Source organism: Paenisporosarcina quisquiliarum (assembly GCF_027563315.1).
GTDB classification, from domain to species: domain Bacteria; phylum Bacillota; class Bacilli; order Bacillales_A; family Planococcaceae; genus Paenisporosarcina; species Paenisporosarcina quisquiliarum.
On the sequence record NZ_JAMKBJ010000004.1, the window covers coordinates 224,720 to 242,401 of the forward strand.

Consider the following 17,682-nt stretch of genomic DNA (forward strand, 5'->3'; position numbering starts at 1 on the left):
ACCTTTAAAATTGAGAGTTATAAGGAATGAATTTTTTTTGAAATTCACCATTCCAAACTTTTGGATTCTTTAGAACTTTTATAAATTCAGACGCACTTTCTCCATCCCCATAAAATACAGGTGGTGAAGTTAATCGTTGAAATATTTGTGATAGCTCTACTAATAATTCTTGTTTTTTTTCATTTACATGAATAATGGTGCTTTCATGACGGTTATATCGTCCATCCTGTCTACTCCCAATATCAATTGTAGGGATGTTATATATACCAGCTTCTCTAATTCCCGCACTTGAGTTTCCTACCATAAACTGTGCATTCTTTAATAGAACTAAAAATGCCTCAAAACGAATAGACGGATACAGTTTAAAATTCTTATTATTTTCCAATCTATTATAAGCATGCAATATAGTCCCGCTCCCCTCATCATTGTTCGGGAATATCACGATATAATTCTTCTTAGAATCAATGAGGGCTTCAACTACTTCAGATATATTATTCACAAGCTTATCTAGTTCTGTAGTTACAGGATGATACATGAAAATTGCATATTCATCATATGTTATCCCATAATGATTCTTTACTTCGCTTAAACTAGGTAATTTCTTTGAAAACATAATATCTATATCTGGAGAGCCAATTACATATATCTCGTCCTCTTTTTCCCCCAATTGGATAACATGTTTTTTCGCTTCTTCATTTGCTACAAAATGTAAATGCGAAAACTTAGTCACTGCATGTCGAATGGATTCATCAATAGTGCCTGAAATTTCTCCACCTTCAATATGAGCCACTTTTATATTATTTAGCGCCCCAACAATTGATCCTGCTAGCGCCTCTATACGATCACCATGGACAACAATTAAATCAGGCTTAAATTCGGAAATATAGTTACTAAAACCAACAATTGTATTACTTAATGTAATATCCATGCCTAGATTTACCTTGGTATTAACAAATTTGTATATATTATTAAAACTATCTTTTTCAATTTCAATATATGTAGATCCATATTTTGAAAGCATATGCATACCTGTAACAAAAATATGTAACTCGAAACCTTCACTTTTTTCTACTTCTATCATCAATGATTTCAATTTTCCATAATCTGCTCTCGTTCCTGTTAAAAAAACTATCTTCTTTATATCCATGTATTATTCAACCATGTCCCATGAGAGATGAATGTCTACAGGAATAAATTTACTTGCTGTCTTACCAATTAATTTCTCATATTCAACTGCTTTTATTTCACCAGTACCGGGTCTCTTCACCCAGATATTATCTTTAGAGAAAACTTCACCTTTTTGAATTGGCTTAATCGAAACTGCACAAGCATAAGCAAAGTCAATAGTTACTTGTTCCTCTGGCTGAATTTCTTTACGACCATCTTTTGCTTCCCAAATCGCTTTGGAGCCGATTATTAAATCCTTCAATTCAGATGGATCAATGGATATGGGTATATCTGGACCTGGCCAATTTTTATTAGAAGTGAAATGCTTTTCTAAAATACTGGCACCATAAGGGATTGCACCAAAACAAGTATAATTTCCTATTGAATGGTCGCTCAAACCCAAAACAGCATTTGGGAAGTTTACTTTCAAATCATTTATTGCACCAAGTCGCACTTTATCGTAAGGGGTTGGATACATCGATACACAATGAAGAAGCGCGTATGGAATTTTGTATTTCTCCATTATCTCCACTGACTTATTTACTGATTCAATATCATTCATTCCCGTACTCATAATAATTGGTTTTCCAAATGATGATATATGCTCAATTAATGGATAGTTGTTGCACTCTCCCGACCCAATTTTATATATATCCACATCTAGATTTTCTAGATGATTTGCTGCTGCTCTGGAAAACGGTGTACTCATAAAAATCATTTTCTTACTTTCCACATATGCTTTTAATTCTTTTTCTTCTTCTAAAGTTAATGTACAACGGGACATAATATCTAATATAGATTCCTTGGAATTACCTGGAATTATTTTTCCAGCCTCTGGTATCATTTCATCTTCAATAATGTGGGATTGAAACTTTACAATTTCAGCTCCAGCTTTATATGCATCATCTACCATTTGAAAGGCTTTTTCTATATCTCCTTCATGGTTAATACCAACTTCAGGTATAACCAAGGGAGGATAGTCGCTACCGATTTTTCTTAAACCTATTTGGATAAAATTGCTCATCAGTATTCCTCCTACGAATCCATTTCATATTTTTTTACTATTTTTATTAAATCATTTTCTTTATATCGGCATGTAACTCCTGTACATAAGGTTGTAATGCATGCATTTGTTCCTGACATTCATTCAAGAAGCCTACATATATTTCCGAAATAACTCTTCCTTTTTTAATTAAGTCATTTTCAAACCGTACCTCCTGGATTACTTCAGAAAGACGCTGGTTATATACACGTACCATCGGCTCTATAAATGCTTTATAGAATATATTGCTTTTTATTTTTTTGAAGTCTTTGTCGAACCTTATAAACGTTTTCTCTAAAACCTTAGTCCGGTTCATATTAACAGCAGAATTAATATCACAAAGTGTTTTTAGTGCACGGCTAATTTCTAGATTAAGGCGATGCATTGCATTTAGCATGCTGTCTATTTGTTTTTTTGTATAAATTAGATTATAAGTGTTTTCACCTTCAAACCAGTTTGGTTTTACATTTACTGTTTCTGTCCATCGTTCTGATATTACTTCAGTTAACGGCATAAATACAGTTCCTTCAATATGAGCTCCACCTTTGGTTGTATTAATCACTTCCTGGTTTGGAGACAAATTAATATACCGCTCCAACTGTTGACGCATTCTGTTAAAACTTTCATTTGTTTGAATCTCTTGCCCAGAAACATCTTTTACAGTTAACAGACTTACTTTTTCTTTTTCAGATAATTCGTTAGGGATGAAGTCATAATTAATTCCCTCTGCATATCGGCTATTGTTTTGAAAAGCTAGATTTTGCCCTACTAAAACTATTTGACTGCATCCTAACATTCTTAATAATTGAAATGTAACAACTGCAATCGAGGAAGCATCAAGTACAACATTAATGTTTTCGGACTTATCAATGTAATGTGGAGCAATCGTATCTTGATTCGTGAGCATATGTAACATTTCTCCAGGGTAGTTCCTTAGTGTCTCAAACCCCACGGAACTACCAAAAATCAGCGGCACTTCTGATATATTAAGGCCTTTTAATTTTTCAAAAACGAGATGGTTATACTCTTTCGGGTCATATGTACAAGCAGCATCCGGATAAATCCCCTGCTCAATCAATGAATTAATAGCTGATCCTACTGAGAATATGTAAGCTAGTCCATTCTCTTTTATGTAGCGCAAGTTTTCATATTCTTCGTTTAGTGATGGTCCAGCCGCTACGATAATTGCGGGTTTATCTTTAAAAGCATTTTTGTCGATATCGTGCAAGATATTTGGTGTTTTAAGTACTTTAGGAAAGTTTTTAATGGAATTAATGGTCCAACGTTTTTGGAAAGAAACATTTGTTACTAGAGTACTCTTTTTAATTTTCATCGACTCTACTAGTTCTTTCATGATTAGCTCGATTTGTTCACTGTAAATCTTTTCGTATACAGGCAAAGTGATTATTTTCAGAACACCATTTGAAGATTGCAACAGAGATTTTAATTCTCGCATTAAAATTTCTTCATCTGTTCCAGTAAAGATTCTCACCAAATTATTGATCGGTAAATCATATATACTTTTACAAGACAAGTAAGTTAGAAGTGCTTGTTCATCTGGTTCATATATCGAATATTTCGTATCTGGATGAGCTTTGGTAAAATTTTCAACGTGATACCCGAGTCCCATTCCAACGAAGATTACGTGCTTAATATTTTCACTTTCGAACTTATCGACAAAACGCTGAGCATCCTTTTTCGGATCATATTTACTGTGAACGTATTGCATTTTACCATCGATTAGCATTTTCAATGTTTGTACACCTGTTTTGGCCTGTTCTACAATGATATTTCCAGTTTTAGCATTCTTTTCGACTTCGGTCATCCGGTTCAATAAGTCTCGGTTTTTCAAACGGAGAACATTTCGATTGTCAACTAAGATCATATCGTCTTCCCTCTACATCGATTGACTTTTGTATTTCTTTACCTAAAGCTTTGAAATTCTCGATGATTTCGTATTCAATTAAATCTCCTATTAGAACATTATCCTCATTCTGAAGTGCTTCTTCTAAATTTTTGAGTATTCCCTGCATTTCATTTGAAACTTTTACATACCCCCCCCAATTTAAAGGCTTTACTGTAGAGTCTCCAATCAATAAAATCATGTCAGAAAGCCATTGTAAACCATCTAAAAGTTGACTGAATCGACTCCATGAATCAGAGTTTGGATTATCGTAAAATTCTTCTGCAAGGGTTCCAAGCTCAGGGTTTGCACGAATGATGTAATCCTCTGCTGATAGAAGAATGTCATTTACAAACTCTATTACCGTTTGTGCAAAAACCTCGATACGACCTATCTCATTGATATATTGATTTAGATAGTCTTCATGACTTTCAAGCACCTCTATTCCATCGGCAATGAAATAACTAAAAATATAGTCTTTACTAAGCAACTCATTAATTATTTGAATTATATTCTCTGGTAATAGTTTATTGTCGAATTTTAATTTTTTTTGTTGAAAAATAATTTCCACTATTGTAGTCCTCCGGATTAGCTATTTAATAAAATCTTAACATACTCCTATGTGTAAATATCGGCATCAAACCTATAATTGAATTATAGTACTAAATAGATTTTATAATGAGGTTATTTTTACGGGGGGAATCACTGACATAGACAATTACACTCTTAAAACTATTTTCTTCCACACGCATCAATGGTTACATATACCATTAAATTTAAAAGAGACTCCCAATTTTCGGGAGCCTCTTTTGTTAAGCAATCAATTAACGAAGAAGTTGTAGTACTCCCTGTGGTTGTTGATTTGCTTGAGCTAACATAGCTTGAGCTGCTTGAGCAAGAATAGAGTTCTTTGTTTGTTGCATCATTTCTTTTGCCATATCAACATCACGGATACGAGATTCCGCAGCTGTTAAGTTTTCTGATGTTGCACCTAGATTATTAATGGTATGTTCTAATCTGTTTTGTTGAGCTCCAAGTGTTGATCTTTTCGTATTAATAGTATCAATTGCAGTTTCAATTCCTGATGTTGTTGACCCACTGTTCAACGCTAGGGCAACTTGTGCTACTCCAACTGCAAAAACATCTTGATCACTATCACTAACTACAATATCAATAGCACCTGAGAACACTTTTGTTCCATTAAACTCTGTTTTTGTAATGATTTTATCAATTTCTGCTCCAAGTTCTTTCATCTCAAGTTCAAGATTATCAACGTCTGTTCCACTATTTGTTTCATTTGCTTTCTGAACGGATAACTCTTTCATACGAACCAGCATATCACTTACTTCGTTAAGTGCACCTTCTGCTGTTTGAATGAATGAAATCCCATCTTGAGCATTACGTGAAGCTTGTTCTAATCCTCGAATTTGGCCACGCATTTTTTCTGAAATCGATAAGCCGGCCGCATCATCTGCTGCACTATTAATACGAAGACCTGAAGATAATTTCTCCATGTTTTTCATCTGTGCATTGTTTGCGTTGCCCAATTGACGATGAGTGTTAAGTGCTGCGATATTGTGGTTAATTCTCATTTTCCTATTACCTCCGTGTAATAAAGTTTTTTGTTTGTGCAAGTGTCCAAATCCGTTTGGACTAGCTTACAGTATTTATATCGGAGCTAGATTTAAAATGTTTAGCGCTTTTTGAGAATATTTCTATAAAATTTCAAAAAAATAAAAAGCCTGCTAATATCGCAGGCTTAACCTATAAACTCATTTCTTCATATTCAAGAAATCACTCAAGTTGATGACATTTGAAGTCGCTCGTCTATTCTCTTCTTGAATCTCTAAATAAACTTCCTTCCGGTGAATAGAAATCTGTTTTGGTGCTTTTATTCCGAGTTTCACTGTTTCCCCTTCAATAGCAGTTACGAAGATTTCAATGTCGTCATTAATAATGATGGATTCGCCTTTTTTTCTTCCAAGCACTAACATCTGCTACACCTGCCTTCCTTCAGCATCTTGAAATAAAGGCTGCTTAATTAGATAGTCTTTGTTATCTAAAACAATTTGCATGCCAAGTTGTTTTTTGTTATTTATGACAAGTGGTGCTTTTAAGTTAGTGGTCGCATCCTTAATTTCACCTTTTGCTGTAACCGTTGTTAAGACGATTGCATCAGTAGGCTTATTTAACTCAAGTCTATCTACCATTTGTTCTTCTAGTTTGATATCATATTCCTTGAAAAATGAGAAGGGATCTACCAAAAAGAAGTTCACTTCTTTTTCCTCTATCGATTGCAGGAAAAAGAATGGGGATTCCCCTTTTTCATCTGCCGGCAATAATGCATATTTTTTATATTCTTCAAATCCTGGAATGCCTTTATTAAATGTAATGATACTGCTGTCTGCTACTTCTATCTCACCAAAACGGGCTGCTTGAATTTTCATATATGGCTCCTTTCACCTTGTAAAGATTTACTATTTAAATCTATTTTTACACAAATTCGTTTCACTAGACAGGAAAACTATTTTTTGATGGGTTTTTACTGAGGGAAGAATCATTAAGCCATAAAAATAAAAAAGGCATAATTCTCAGAGTGAATTACGCCTTTTCGTAGATTTTATTTTATTGAAAAACCAATAATTATATTACTGAATTTCTTTAAACATCGTATTACTCGGGAAATAGTTATAAACATTTCTCATCCTTCTTGATAATACATGGAATACAAATCACCTAATGTTACTTTCCCAAAGTTAACCTCTGTTATGTGATTCGCTTTAAGAAACGCTAAAACATTCCCTAATTCCCCCGAACCATATCCCTGAACATCTATGAGCGTAGTGCCATTTGGCAAAGTTTGTACGTTTGTTTTTGGAAACTCTTTTAAAAAGTTCTCTTTAAGCGTGTCTGTTACATCTGTTACTCGAACAGTTGTGATTTCTCTTACATCAAACCCTGGAGAAATGTCATTGACCTGAATTAACTCTCCATTTTTCATAAAGAAAATGCGATCCGCATATTTCTCTAGATTTTCTAATAAATGTGAAGCTACGATAACTGTTTTTCCCTCAGACTTCTTTTTAACGAGAATTTGCGAAATAAGTTCGACATGTGTAGGATCCAACCCGTTCATCACTTCATCCATTAACATGACTTGAGTGTCTGATACGATTTGCATCGCAAAACATAACCGCTGGCGCATCCCTAAAGAATACGTTCCTGTATTTTTATTTATATAGGATGACATTCCAAGTTCTTTTATTGTTTCGTCAATTAATTTCGGCTGACTATTCCACATGGAGGAATAGATTTTCAAATGCTCTTTTCCGGAAATTTGATTATATAGGTCACTTTGATCTGGCATCATGGATACTAGTTGATGAATTTTCACTTCATTCTTTTTATTTGTATATTCTAGCTCATCATTTAAAATGACTTTCCCGCTATTAGGATTAATATAGTTCATGATGACATTCATAAGCGTTGATTTCCCTGTGCCATTTGGAGCAACCAGACCAATAATTTCTCCTGAATGGAACATCACAGAAACATCTTTTAACACGTCTCTTCCTGAAAAGCGAACACCAATATTTTTTAATTCCATCATATCTTCTCACCATCCTTATCAAACTAAAGTAGTTTAAACTTTCTATGATTACTGATTAAGAAAGTGAAGAACAGAAAAATACCTGTACATAACCCCATTACGAAGAGTCCGTTTACAATTGTCAGTGCTTCGGAATTATACAGATAGTTCCGATACCCCGAAAGTACCTGACCTACCTGAACATAACTCGTCGGATACCACTGGACATCCCAAAAGATTCCGTTCCCTCTGCCAAAGTAAGTAAGTTCTCCAATAACAAAAGCGCAACCTACTAATAAATTGGCAAACTCGTTTTTTAACGTCACACTCGCAAGTAGGAGCAAGGAAATCATAAATAAAAACCAAAAAATCATGATCAGCATGTTTTGTAATATATATTCACCTAGCAGTATATTTGAAAATGTTTTTTCAGCAGAAAAATAAATGGGAACCGGTAAATTAAAATCACCAAATCCACTTTGTATACCAATAATCAATAAACCAACAGAAAGCGGAACTAATGCACCGATGCTTCCTATTAAGGATACTGCGCCTTTAACAATTAACTTTTTCCAATCTGAAAGTGGTAGGCCTTGTAACAACGTTGGATATCGTCGATCCTTCAACACAATATCCACCGTGAAAAATATACAACTTACAATGAGAATGAACGGCAGATAAGAGTGCAATAGACGTTGTAATGTTTGCAGTGCTGTTCTTTCTTCGAAAACATTTATGGATAGTTTTGAATTTCCCTCTGCATAGCCTTTGTAACGACTTGCAGAATATAAATATGCATAGTGTCCATCCATCGTTGCATAATTATTTCCGAACGTATAATACCGCGGATGATAAAATAGGACACCATTTCCCCTGGTAAAAATCATCTTGTCGGAGTACCCATACCACTTATTAGTAGCTTCAGCGTACTCTTTCAAATCGTTCTGTTTGATCGCGTCTAATCTGCCTTTATCATAAACATTCCATTCAGGAAATATGGCGGCAGCAAAACGCGTAAAATGATGCGTCCCGTCATTAATCACAACAGTATTCAGAAATTCTTCTCTCGTCAAAAACCGTGCCTCAATTTCACTTTCATCCACTTTTTCAATAGGGTCATATGTTGGAGCAATTTTTAGTGCGTAATAACAGGAGAAGAAAAGTAGAAGGACATAAATTGCGATATTCTTCTTATTCGTAATAAATTGATAGAATTCAAACTTATAATACGGCCACATGTTCTCACTCCCCTATATCTTTTTTAGTTTCCCAGTAGTCAGGAAGTACTTTACAGCGACTACCATTATGGCAATACTCATCCCGATATATATAAGTCCATGTGTGCTGTTTAAGTCGACTGGATTTTCAAACTCCAGTGTCTGGCCATTCAATATACTGGTGAAATTCATGTAGTTGAATGGATTAAACGGAACAAGATTCATCATGTTTGGAAATAACATCGGCAAAATAAATAATAACAATTCAACGAACAACGTTAAGTACATATTCTTCAATAGGACATTTAATATTACGGATAGCAGTATGGTGAAAATGGCAATTAAAATCATATAAAGGATAGATAAACCTAGAAACTTGTATATTGGATAAACTTTAAAAACACCATCAAAGATCGCTATAGGATACGAAGGGTTTCCTAGTCCTTGAAAATAAATTAACGGCAGGCTGCAAACAAATAACTCCAGAAGAATTACACCTACAATAAGCATGGATGAGATACATTTACCTAAAACATACTTATCAAAAGATATAGGATACCCTTTAATTAAAGACGTATGGCGGAAATCTTCTATCATGATTCCACATGAATAAATACTGATAAAAATAAACCAAACAGAACCTAATATACCGAATAAATAGGCCAAAAATTGATAGAAGGATAGGGAATTCGTGGTTAATGACAATCCTGTTTTCTTTATGTATTGATAAAATACACGATCAAATTCATTTTCTATTCTTGAGGGCAGATAGCTCGCAACCCCATCAAATCCCTCCAGGTCAAATGAGTTCGCTCTTAAACGCGCAAGTTCTATCGCCGCATCCAAAAATAATTCTGGCCGATCCATTTTCAGTGACATACTTTGCGTAGATATTAATCTTTGCTGAAGCACTAAGTTTTTATATAAATCGCTACCATTTCCACGATCAGTAGCGTCTACATTTTGAAACTTACTCAACGCTGAAGAGACCGATTGAAACTCTCCCGACTTTTCTTTAATCGGGTTTCCTAAATCTTCGGTTTTCACAAAGAACATTAAGCTCAAAACAAATGCTCCTACGAAAATAAAAGCAAAGATATTCTTTTTATTGGATTTCTCTAAAATAAAAAAGGTCTTTAAAATATTCCACATAGGCATCCCCCAGCTAATAAAAAATCTTTTTCTAATCGTTGTGTAAAATTAAGTCATTACGAAAATGACTCAAATAAATAAAGATTCCTAACCTTATGTAATTCCGTCCCAAACTATGAGATATAGAATTCTAAACTAGAAAATTTTAACATAAAACCATGTGATATTCACCTAATTACTTTTTTGCAACCAAAGTTGTTTTTCCAACTAACCATACGTTCAACCCAAAACATAAAAAAATCCCCCTTTAGACATACAAGTCTAAAGGGGGATTGCGTGAGTCTTTATTCAAAACCGTTTATCTTCAAGAGCACGGTCAAAATGTATCAGCTGAAATTTCTATTCAACTGTTACCGACTTAGCCAAGTTACGTGGTTTATCCACGTCACATTCGCGGTGAAGAGCAGCGTAATAGCTGATTAACTGTAAAGGAATTACGGAAACTAATGGTGTTAACAATGGATGAACTTTTGGCAATACCAGTGTGTCGCCTTCTTCTTCCATGCCTTCCATTGCAATGATACATGGGTTAGCTCCACGTGCTACTACTTCTTTTACGTTACCACGGATGTTCAAGCTTACTGCTTTTTGCGTCGCTAAAGCGAAGATTGGTGTACCGTCTTCAATTAGAGCGATCGTTCCGTGTTTCAATTCGCCACCAGCAAAGCCTTCAGCTTGGATGTACGAAATCTCTTTCAATTTCAATGCGCCTTCCATGCTGACACAGAAGTCTAAGTTACGACCGATGAAGAATGCGTTACGTGTAGTTGAAAGGAAGTCACGAGCAATTTGCTCCATTTCTTCTTTTGAATCAACCATCGCTTGAATCGCATTTGCAACGATGCCTAGCTCTTGAACGATATCGAAATCTACTGAGCGCCCTGACTTTTTAGCCGCTACTGCTGCTGTAAGTGCTAGAACAGCGATTTGTGCTGTATAAGCCTTTGTAGACGCTACAGCGATTTCTGGGCCTGCATGTAATAACAACGTATGGTCTGCTTCACGAGAAAGCGTAGATCCTTGTACGTTCGTAACTGTTAATGTCGGGTGACCCAACTCTTTGATTTTCACTAATACTTGACGGCTATCTGCTGTTTCACCTGATTGTGTGATGAACATGAACAATGGTTTTTCAGATAGTAACGGCATGTTGTAACCAAATTCACTTGAAATGTGAACTTCTACAGGAATGCCAGCGATTTTCTCGAAGTAATCTTTCCCAACTAAACCAGCATGGTAGCTAGTTCCTGCTGCGATGATATACATACGATCCGCTTCATTTAACGCAGTCAAGATTGCTTCATCGATTTCAAGCTCGCCTTGTTCGTTCTGGTAAGCTTGGATGATTTTACGCATAACTGCTGGTTGCTCGTCAATTTCTTTCAGCATGTAGTGAGGGTATGTGCCTTTTTCGATATCGCTCATATCCAATTCAGCTGTGTAAGCTTCACGTTCTACTACTTCGCCATCTAATTTTTGAATTTCAACCGATTCTTTTTTCACGATTACCATTTCTTGATCATGAAGCTCAACGTATTGGTCAGTTACTTGTAACATCGCCATTGCGTCAGATGCCACAACGTTGAAGTCGTCACCAAGACCAACTAATAACGGGCTCTTGTTTTTAGCTACATAGATTGTTTGTGCTTCTTCTGAATCCAATAACGCGATTGCGTATGAACCGTGCAATAAGCCAAGTGTATGACGGAATGCTTCACCAGTCGTCATGCCATCGTTTGAGAATTTCTCAATCAACTGAACGATGACTTCTGTATCCGTGTCGGACTTCATTTCAACGCCAGGTAAATATTCTTTTTGAAGTAAGTGATAGTTTTCGATTACTCCGTTATGAACCAGTGTATAGCGACCTGATTCACTTTGGTGTGGATGGGCATTTAATTGATTTGGTACCCCGTGAGTTGCCCAACGAGTGTGTCCAATACCAGTTTTTGCGTGGACATCATTTTCCACTGCTTGACGCAGGTCTGCAATGCGACCTTTTTCTTTGAAGACCGTAACACCATCTTCATTACGAACAGCAATACCAGCTGAATCGTATCCACGGTATTCCAATTTTTCCAAACCTTTTAATAAAATTTCTTTTGAATCTAACTCTCCAATGTATCCTACAATTCCGCACATAATTTAAAATCCTCCAATAATTTAATCAAATTAAAATAAGCGTCCCGCTAAGCGTGCAGACGCTATTCCTGTGCCCTCTTCTTCCTTTAATCGCAAAATCACTTCTGCGGTTTAAGAATCAGAATTACGACCGGGCATCGCGGCCGGGAGGTATCCGCCGAATCTTCGATACTCCTCCTCCTCGTCTGCTGAAGATCCATTTCCGTCCGATTTCTTCAGCTCAGGCGCTATCATTGTTTTCCGATTTTTTGACGTGCGTAAATTCGCTCCTTTTGCACGGGGACGTTTAAGTAGTCAGTTGTCAATGACTTACAGTTCACGTCAGCACACCTATCATACTGAATTCACTTACATACGTCAATACAGTACATACCCACAATATATTCCAAAGAAACATGAATGGCTAATAAAGCAGCCCGTTAAAATTTACCATCCATTTTCCCGTGAATAAATAAGCGTTCTCTAGATTTTTATGAACAAATTTTCATCTAGTAATTTTCAAATTAAAAGTCCTCCATTTTCCAGGACATGCGGAGACAGGAGGAACTAGTGACGCAGAAATCTATTAAAGATTGCATTCCATTTTTCCGAGACGCGAGCAGGTCGCGGAAGCAAGCGAGCGAACACCGGAGTGTACTTAAGTACATGAGGATGTGAGTGAGCGCAGCTGACAAAGAGATGAGAAGTGTATCGGAAAAATGGAAAAGGATCGCATTAAAGCGACCCCTTTATAATCCCGTTATAGCCCCAAATACCAATGCCAATGCAATGACAAAAGCTGGGTGTAACTTCACTTTTTCCAATAAAACGAAACTTGCTACCATTAAAAATAAAGTGTATCCGGGACCAATGCCTTCAACTGACTCCTGTCCAAACTGAATTGTCATAAAACCAAGCAGAATGGCGATTACCGGTCGGATAATTTTTGTTAAGTTTTTCACTTCCGGTTCGTCTTTGTACTTCAGCAGAATGGCCATCATTCCGATCATCAGGAGTAAAGACGGGGCAACGCTTGCGAACATCGCAACAATAGATCCTAGTACGCCCGCTTCCGTATACCCAATATACCCGGCCATTTTCGTAGCAATGGGACCAGGCAACGAATTGCCAATCGCGACTACTTCACTAAATTCCTGCGTGGTCATCCATTCGTAATTCCCTACGACTTCATGCTCAACCAAGGGTATTGAAGCTGGGCCTCCTCCATAACCGAGAATACCGGGAATGAAAAACGCTAAAAACAAGTGCCAATAAATCATGGTTTCTTCCTCCTTGTCAGGAGTGGTGAAAAGACGATGAGGATACAACCTAAAATAACAACCGCCGGATGGATCTGTAAACCTTCTATTAAAATGCCAGCCAACACAATGATGAAGATGGCGCGCATCCAACCGAGTGTCTCACCTGACTTTTTAATGAAGTCCCAAGTCAAGACGCCAAGCATGACAGCTACCACCGGTACCACCGATGCCGACATATGTTGAACCCACGGGATGTCTTTATATGTTTGTAGTAAACCTAAAAAGACAATCATTAATAAAACGGTGGGAATTACAGAAGCAGCTAGTGCAATCAAACATCCGCGTATACCTGCAACGCGGTACCCAACATATCCGGCGATTTTGGTCGCAATAGGACCTGGTAATGTGTTGGCAAGCGCAATCGTGTCGCCAAACTCATCATCAGTCATCCATCCATAGTTTTTCACAACTTCCTGATGGACCAACGGAATGGAGGAAGGCCCCCCTCCGAAACCAAGCATTCCTGTTCGAAAGAATGCTAATCCGATATTTTGGTAAAGAACGCGAGCTGGACGTTCGGACGCGTTCTTTTCCTCTTGACGTTCTACCAAGCGGCAATGGCTCCGTCCGTTCGGGATTCCGTGCCACCTTGTAGCACGCCTGTTTCAGGGTCTCGCCAAATGATTTGTCCACGTCCAAAACTGCCACCATCCGAAGTCACATGAATATCATGTCCTTTTCGAACAAGACTCTGCACCAGGTAGTTCGGAAACTCTGGCTCTACATGAACGGTCTTGCCTTTCATCCATTGCCAGCGTGGCATGTCCAACGTAGCTTGCGGATTTAATAGGAAGTCGACTGTATTTGTGACCACTTGGAAATGCCCCTGTGGTTGCATGTAGCCACCCATCACACCAAACGGACCGACAGCTTGCCCGTCTTTCGTTAAGAAGCCAGGAATAATCGTGTGATACGTGCGCTTGCCTGGTTTTAACACGTTTGGATGCGTTTCATCTAATGAAAAATCATGTCCGCGGTTTTGCATGCCGATACCTGTACCTGGGATGACAATGCCGGAGCCGAAGCCCATATAGTTACTTTGAATATAGGAAATCATATTTCCTTCGTCATCCGCAGCGGCGAGATAAACCGTACCTCCTTTTGGCAATTCATACGGTTCTGGGTTCGCTGCCGTTTCCCCAATGACACTCGCTCGTTTCTCAGCGTATTCATCGGATAGCAAATGTTCAACACTGACAGGCATTGCTTCAGGTTCTGTAATGAAAGCCTGACCATCTGTAAACGCCAGTTTCATCGCTTCGATTTGTTTGTGGAATGTGTCCGCATCTTGCCAAGCTGGAGGATCCAGTTGTTTGAAAACGTTCAACGCCATCAACGCAACCATTCCTTGCCCGTTCGGCGGAATTTCCCACACGTCGTATCCGCGGTAGTTAGCAGAGACTGGCTCCACCCATTGCGGTTTATATGTAGATAAATCTTCTTTCGTTAAGTACCCGTCATGCTTTTTGAAGAATGCATCGATTTTATCGGCAATTTCACCTTCGTAGAAATCACGTGCATTCGTTTCGCCTATTGCGCGCAATGTTTTGGCATGCCCTGGTGAAGACCACACTTCGCCAATTTCAGGTGCCCGACCATCCGGAGCGAACGTTTCGAACCAGGCAGTAAATTCTTCCGTCGTGAACGTTTCTTTATACTTCTTGTAAGCCGATTTCCAATACTTGCCGAGAATCGGTGACAACGGATAGCCTTCTTCTGCGTAGCGAATCGCAGGAACAAGCACGTCCTTTAATGGAAGCTTTCCAAATTTTAAGGATAGCTCCGCCCACGCAGCCGGCACACCAGGAACTGTAACTGGAATGACACCGAATACCGGCATCTTTTCATGACCTTTCTCAAGGATGGCTTCAGCAGAAATCGATTGCGGTGCAGGGCCTGAAGCGTTAAGACCATGCAACTTGTCCTTTGTCCATACAAGGGCAAATGCATCGCCACCGATGCCGTTTGAAGTTGGTTCTACAACGGTTAAGGCAGCTGCTGTTGCAATGGCAGCATCAATTGCATTGCCGCCTTTCTGTAATATTTCAAGTCCAGCCTGTGCCGCAAGTGGCTGTGAAGTCGCAACCATGCCTTTTTTAGCGAATACAGTATGACGCTTCGCAGCAAATGGGTGGTGTAAGTAATCCATGATGTTCCCCCTTCATTTCTTTCAGTTCACTAGTTAAATTTTTGTTCCTGCAAAATGACAAGCGGCAAAATGTGCTGGTTCTACTTCTTGCCAAGCTGGCTTATCAACCTTGCATACTTCCTGTGCAATCGGACAACGCGTATGGAATGGACATCCACTTGGTGGGTTTGCCGGATTTGGCAAATCCCCTTGTAAGCGAATGCGCTTCGTGTTGGTATGGACAGAAGGTCTTGGGATTGCTGACAGCAACGCTTGTGTATACGGATGCAATGGATTAGCAAACAATCCTTTTACAGTTCCAAGCTCCACAGTATTTCCTAGATACATCACCAATACTCGGTCGCAGAAATAACGAACTACGCCTAAGTCATGCGAAATAAATAAGTAAGACAGTTGATACTTTTCTTGTAGTGTTTTCAACAATTTTAACACTTGAGCCTGTACCGAAACATCCAGAGCCGATACCGCTTCATCACAAATAACAAATGAAGGATTTAAGGCAATGGCACGTGCAATACCGATTCGTTGCCTTTGTCCCCCACTAAATTCATGCGGGTACCGGTCGAAATGTTCTTCTTTCAATCCGACTTCATGTAGCAAATCTACCACACTTGCCCGCTTTTCTTTCGCTGACATGTTCGTATGCATTGTAAATACTTCTTCTAGTGCATGGCCAATCCGTTGGCGTGGATTTAAAGACGCATAAGGATCTTGGAAAATCATCTGCATTTCTTTGACGAATTTCAATTTTTCTTTACGTTTCAAATCTTGTATTTCTTCGTCACGAAAGTGGATTTTTCCTTCTGTTAATTCTTCAAGTCCTAAAATGGCACGACCAAGAGTGGATTTTCCACACCCAGATTCACCCACTACACCGAGACTTTCCCCTTCAAACAAGTGAAGTGAGACATCTTCGACGGCTTTCACGTGACCTTGAACACGTTTCAAAATGCCTCCTTTAATAGGAAAGTACTTTTTCACGCCTTTTAACTCAAGGAGAATTTTTTGATTAGATTTGGGCGACAAGGTGACCATGCTTAACCTCCTCCACTTCTTCGTGCAACCAACAACTGACGACATGTCCTTCGTCCGTTTTAAATTCAGGTGGTGTAAGTTCACGGCATTTATCCATCGCAAATTTACATCGCGGATGAAATCGACAGCCTTGGATGTTTTCCTGCAAACTTGGAAGGGACCCGGGGATCGGTTCCAATTCAAAATCGGGATCGTCGATGTTCGGTACTGAATTCAGCAAGCCGATTGTATACGGGTGCTTCGGATGATCAAATATTTCTTGGACGGACCCTTCTTCCACTTTTTTGCCGGCATACATTACCATCACGCGGTCGGCCACTTCAGCGACTACGCCCATATCATGCGTAATCATCATGACCCCCATATTGAGCTTTTCTTTCAAATCGTTGATCAAATCCAATATTTGCGCTTGAATAGTTACGTCCAAGGCGGTGGTCGGTTCGTCTGCAATTAGAAGTCCCGGATGACATGCTAGGGCAATGGCAATCATTACCCTTTGACGCATCCCTCCACTTAGTTCATGCGGGTATTGGTTCATCCTTTTTTCCGGATAAGGAATGCCGACTTGCTTCAATAATTCGATGCCTTGTTTCGTCGCTTCATTTTTACTGATTTTATGATGGAGGATTAATGGTTCTCGGAGCTGGTACCCCACAGTTAATACAGGATTTAACGCGGTCATTGGTTCCTGGAAAATCATCGAGATTTTCGTGCCACGCATTTTTCTCAATTCTTCATACGGTAGATCATGAATTGGCTTACCTTCATATTTCACTTCTCCACTGGCAATCTTTCCATTACTCGGAAGCAGTCCAATGACGGATAGGGATGTGATACTTTTCCCGCAGCCTGATTCACCAACGATACAAAGCGTCTCCCCTTTTGCAATGGAAAAGGAGACGTCCCGCACAGCTTGGACGTTGCCCTCTGCCGTGCGAAATTCAGTTACCAAGTGATTCACTTCGAGTAATGTCTCCATATCAAT

16 protein-coding genes are annotated in these 17,682 nt (G+C 38.4%); all 16 read right to left on the reverse strand.

What is annotated here, in order from left to right:
* Positions 1-4: 4 nt before the first annotated feature.
* Positions 5-1,147 (reverse strand): UDP-N-acetylglucosamine 2-epimerase, encoded by a 1,143-nt coding sequence (gene neuC, locus M9R32_RS07055; protein ID WP_269926029.1) that lies wholly within the window; start codon positions 1,145-1,147, stop codon positions 5-7.
* Positions 1,148-1,150: 3 nt separating this feature from the next.
* Complete coding sequence (locus tag M9R32_RS07060) at positions 1,151-2,191, reverse strand: N-acetylneuraminate synthase family protein (protein ID WP_269926030.1); 1,041 nt, start codon at positions 2,189-2,191, stop codon at positions 1,151-1,153.
* Positions 2,192-2,237: 46 nt separating this feature from the next.
* A complete protein-coding gene (locus M9R32_RS07065) occupies positions 2,238-4,034 on the reverse strand; it encodes a motility associated factor glycosyltransferase family protein (RefSeq protein ID WP_269926031.1) in 1,797 nt (598 codons plus the stop codon).
* 46 nt (positions 4,035-4,080) lie between these two features.
* A complete protein-coding gene (locus M9R32_RS07070) occupies positions 4,081-4,683 on the reverse strand; it encodes a hypothetical protein (protein ID WP_269926032.1) in 603 nt (200 codons plus the stop codon).
* 253 nt (positions 4,684-4,936) lie between these two features.
* Positions 4,937-5,704, reverse strand: a complete 768-nt coding sequence (locus tag M9R32_RS07075) for a flagellin N-terminal helical domain-containing protein (RefSeq protein ID WP_269926033.1) — start codon at positions 5,702-5,704, stop codon at positions 4,937-4,939.
* Between the two features lie 180 nt (positions 5,705-5,884).
* Positions 5,885-6,106 carry a carbon storage regulator CsrA gene (csrA, locus tag M9R32_RS07080; protein ID WP_269926034.1) on the reverse strand — a complete coding sequence of 74 codons (222 nt, stop codon included), beginning with the start codon at positions 6,104-6,106 and terminating at the stop codon, positions 5,885-5,887.
* Positions 6,107-6,109: 3 nt separating this feature from the next.
* A complete protein-coding gene (gene fliW, locus M9R32_RS07085) occupies positions 6,110-6,559 on the reverse strand; it encodes a flagellar assembly protein FliW (protein ID WP_269926035.1) in 450 nt (149 codons plus the stop codon).
* Between the two features lie 254 nt (positions 6,560-6,813).
* The gene (locus tag M9R32_RS07090) at positions 6,814-7,722 is read right to left on the reverse strand and encodes an ABC transporter ATP-binding protein (protein ID WP_269926036.1); all 909 of its coding nucleotides are present in this window, start codon (positions 7,720-7,722) and stop codon (positions 6,814-6,816) included.
* Between the two features lie 23 nt (positions 7,723-7,745).
* Positions 7,746-8,939, reverse strand: coding sequence for an ABC transporter permease (locus M9R32_RS07095; RefSeq protein WP_269926037.1), 1,194 nt, complete (start codon positions 8,937-8,939; stop codon positions 7,746-7,748).
* A 12-nt stretch (positions 8,940-8,951) separates the two neighbouring features.
* Positions 8,952-10,070, reverse strand: a complete 1,119-nt coding sequence (locus tag M9R32_RS07100; RefSeq protein WP_269926038.1) for an ABC transporter — start codon at positions 10,068-10,070, stop codon at positions 8,952-8,954.
* Between the two features lie 339 nt (positions 10,071-10,409).
* Positions 10,410-12,212 carry a glutamine--fructose-6-phosphate transaminase (isomerizing) gene (glmS, locus tag M9R32_RS07105; protein ID WP_269926039.1) on the reverse strand — a complete coding sequence of 601 codons (1,803 nt, stop codon included), beginning with the start codon at positions 12,210-12,212 and terminating at the stop codon, positions 10,410-10,412.
* A gap of 728 nt (positions 12,213-12,940) precedes the next feature.
* Positions 12,941-13,471: a chromate transporter gene (locus tag M9R32_RS07110; RefSeq protein ID WP_269926040.1), complete on the reverse strand. Its 531-nt coding sequence runs from the start codon at positions 13,469-13,471 to the stop codon at positions 12,941-12,943.
* Positions 13,468-14,064, reverse strand: coding sequence for a chromate transporter (locus M9R32_RS07115; RefSeq protein WP_269926041.1), 597 nt, complete (start codon positions 14,062-14,064; stop codon positions 13,468-13,470). Before M9R32_RS07115 ends, M9R32_RS07110 begins: the two co-directional genes overlap by 4 nt.
* Positions 14,058-15,662, reverse strand: a complete 1,605-nt coding sequence (locus M9R32_RS07120) for a gamma-glutamyltransferase family protein (RefSeq protein WP_269926042.1) — start codon at positions 15,660-15,662, stop codon at positions 14,058-14,060. Before M9R32_RS07120 ends, M9R32_RS07115 begins: the two co-directional genes overlap by 7 nt.
* A gap of 33 nt (positions 15,663-15,695) precedes the next feature.
* Entirely contained in the window at positions 15,696-16,697 is a 1,002-nt protein-coding gene (locus M9R32_RS07125; RefSeq protein WP_269926043.1) for an ABC transporter ATP-binding protein, read from the reverse strand.
* Complete coding sequence (locus tag M9R32_RS07130) at positions 16,672-17,676, reverse strand: ABC transporter ATP-binding protein (protein WP_269926044.1); 1,005 nt, start codon at positions 17,674-17,676, stop codon at positions 16,672-16,674. Before M9R32_RS07130 ends, M9R32_RS07125 begins: the two co-directional genes overlap by 26 nt.
* Positions 17,677-17,682 lie beyond the last annotated feature (6 nt).

Bases quoted from the DNA above. Each gene is read 5' to 3' on its own strand.
- neuC (WP_269926029.1), bottom strand. From the start codon at position 1,147: ATGGATATAAAGAAGATAGTTTTTTTAACAGGAACGAGAGCAGATTAT.
- M9R32_RS07060 (WP_269926030.1), bottom strand. From the start codon at position 2,191: ATGAGCAATTTTATCCAAATAGGTTTAAGAAAAATCGGTAGCGACTAT.
- M9R32_RS07065 (WP_269926031.1), bottom strand. From the start codon at position 4,034: ATGACCGAAGTCGAAAAGAATGCTAAAACTGGAAATATCATTGTAGAA.
- M9R32_RS07075 (WP_269926033.1), bottom strand. From the start codon at position 5,704: ATGAGAATTAACCACAATATCGCAGCACTTAACACTCATCGTCAATTG.
- csrA (WP_269926034.1), bottom strand. From the start codon at position 6,106: ATGTTAGTGCTTGGAAGAAAAAAAGGCGAATCCATCATTATTAATGAC.
- fliW (WP_269926035.1), bottom strand. From the start codon at position 6,559: ATGAAAATTCAAGCAGCCCGTTTTGGTGAGATAGAAGTAGCAGACAGC.
- M9R32_RS07090 (WP_269926036.1), bottom strand. From the start codon at position 7,722: ATGATGGAATTAAAAAATATTGGTGTTCGCTTTTCAGGAAGAGACGTG.
- M9R32_RS07095 (WP_269926037.1), bottom strand. From the start codon at position 8,939: ATGTGGCCGTATTATAAGTTTGAATTCTATCAATTTATTACGAATAAG.
- M9R32_RS07100 (WP_269926038.1), bottom strand. From the start codon at position 10,070: ATGTGGAATATTTTAAAGACCTTTTTTATTTTAGAGAAATCCAATAAA.
- glmS (WP_269926039.1), bottom strand. From the start codon at position 12,212: ATGTGCGGAATTGTAGGATACATTGGAGAGTTAGATTCAAAAGAAATT.
- M9R32_RS07110 (WP_269926040.1), bottom strand. From the start codon at position 13,471: ATGATTTATTGGCACTTGTTTTTAGCGTTTTTCATTCCCGGTATTCTC.
- M9R32_RS07120 (WP_269926042.1), bottom strand. From the start codon at position 15,662: ATGGATTACTTACACCACCCATTTGCTGCGAAGCGTCATACTGTATTC.
- M9R32_RS07125 (WP_269926043.1), bottom strand. From the start codon at position 16,697: ATGGTCACCTTGTCGCCCAAATCTAATCAAAAAATTCTCCTTGAGTTA.
- M9R32_RS07130 (WP_269926044.1), bottom strand. From the start codon at position 17,676: ATGGAGACATTACTCGAAGTGAATCACTTGGTAACTGAATTTCGCACG.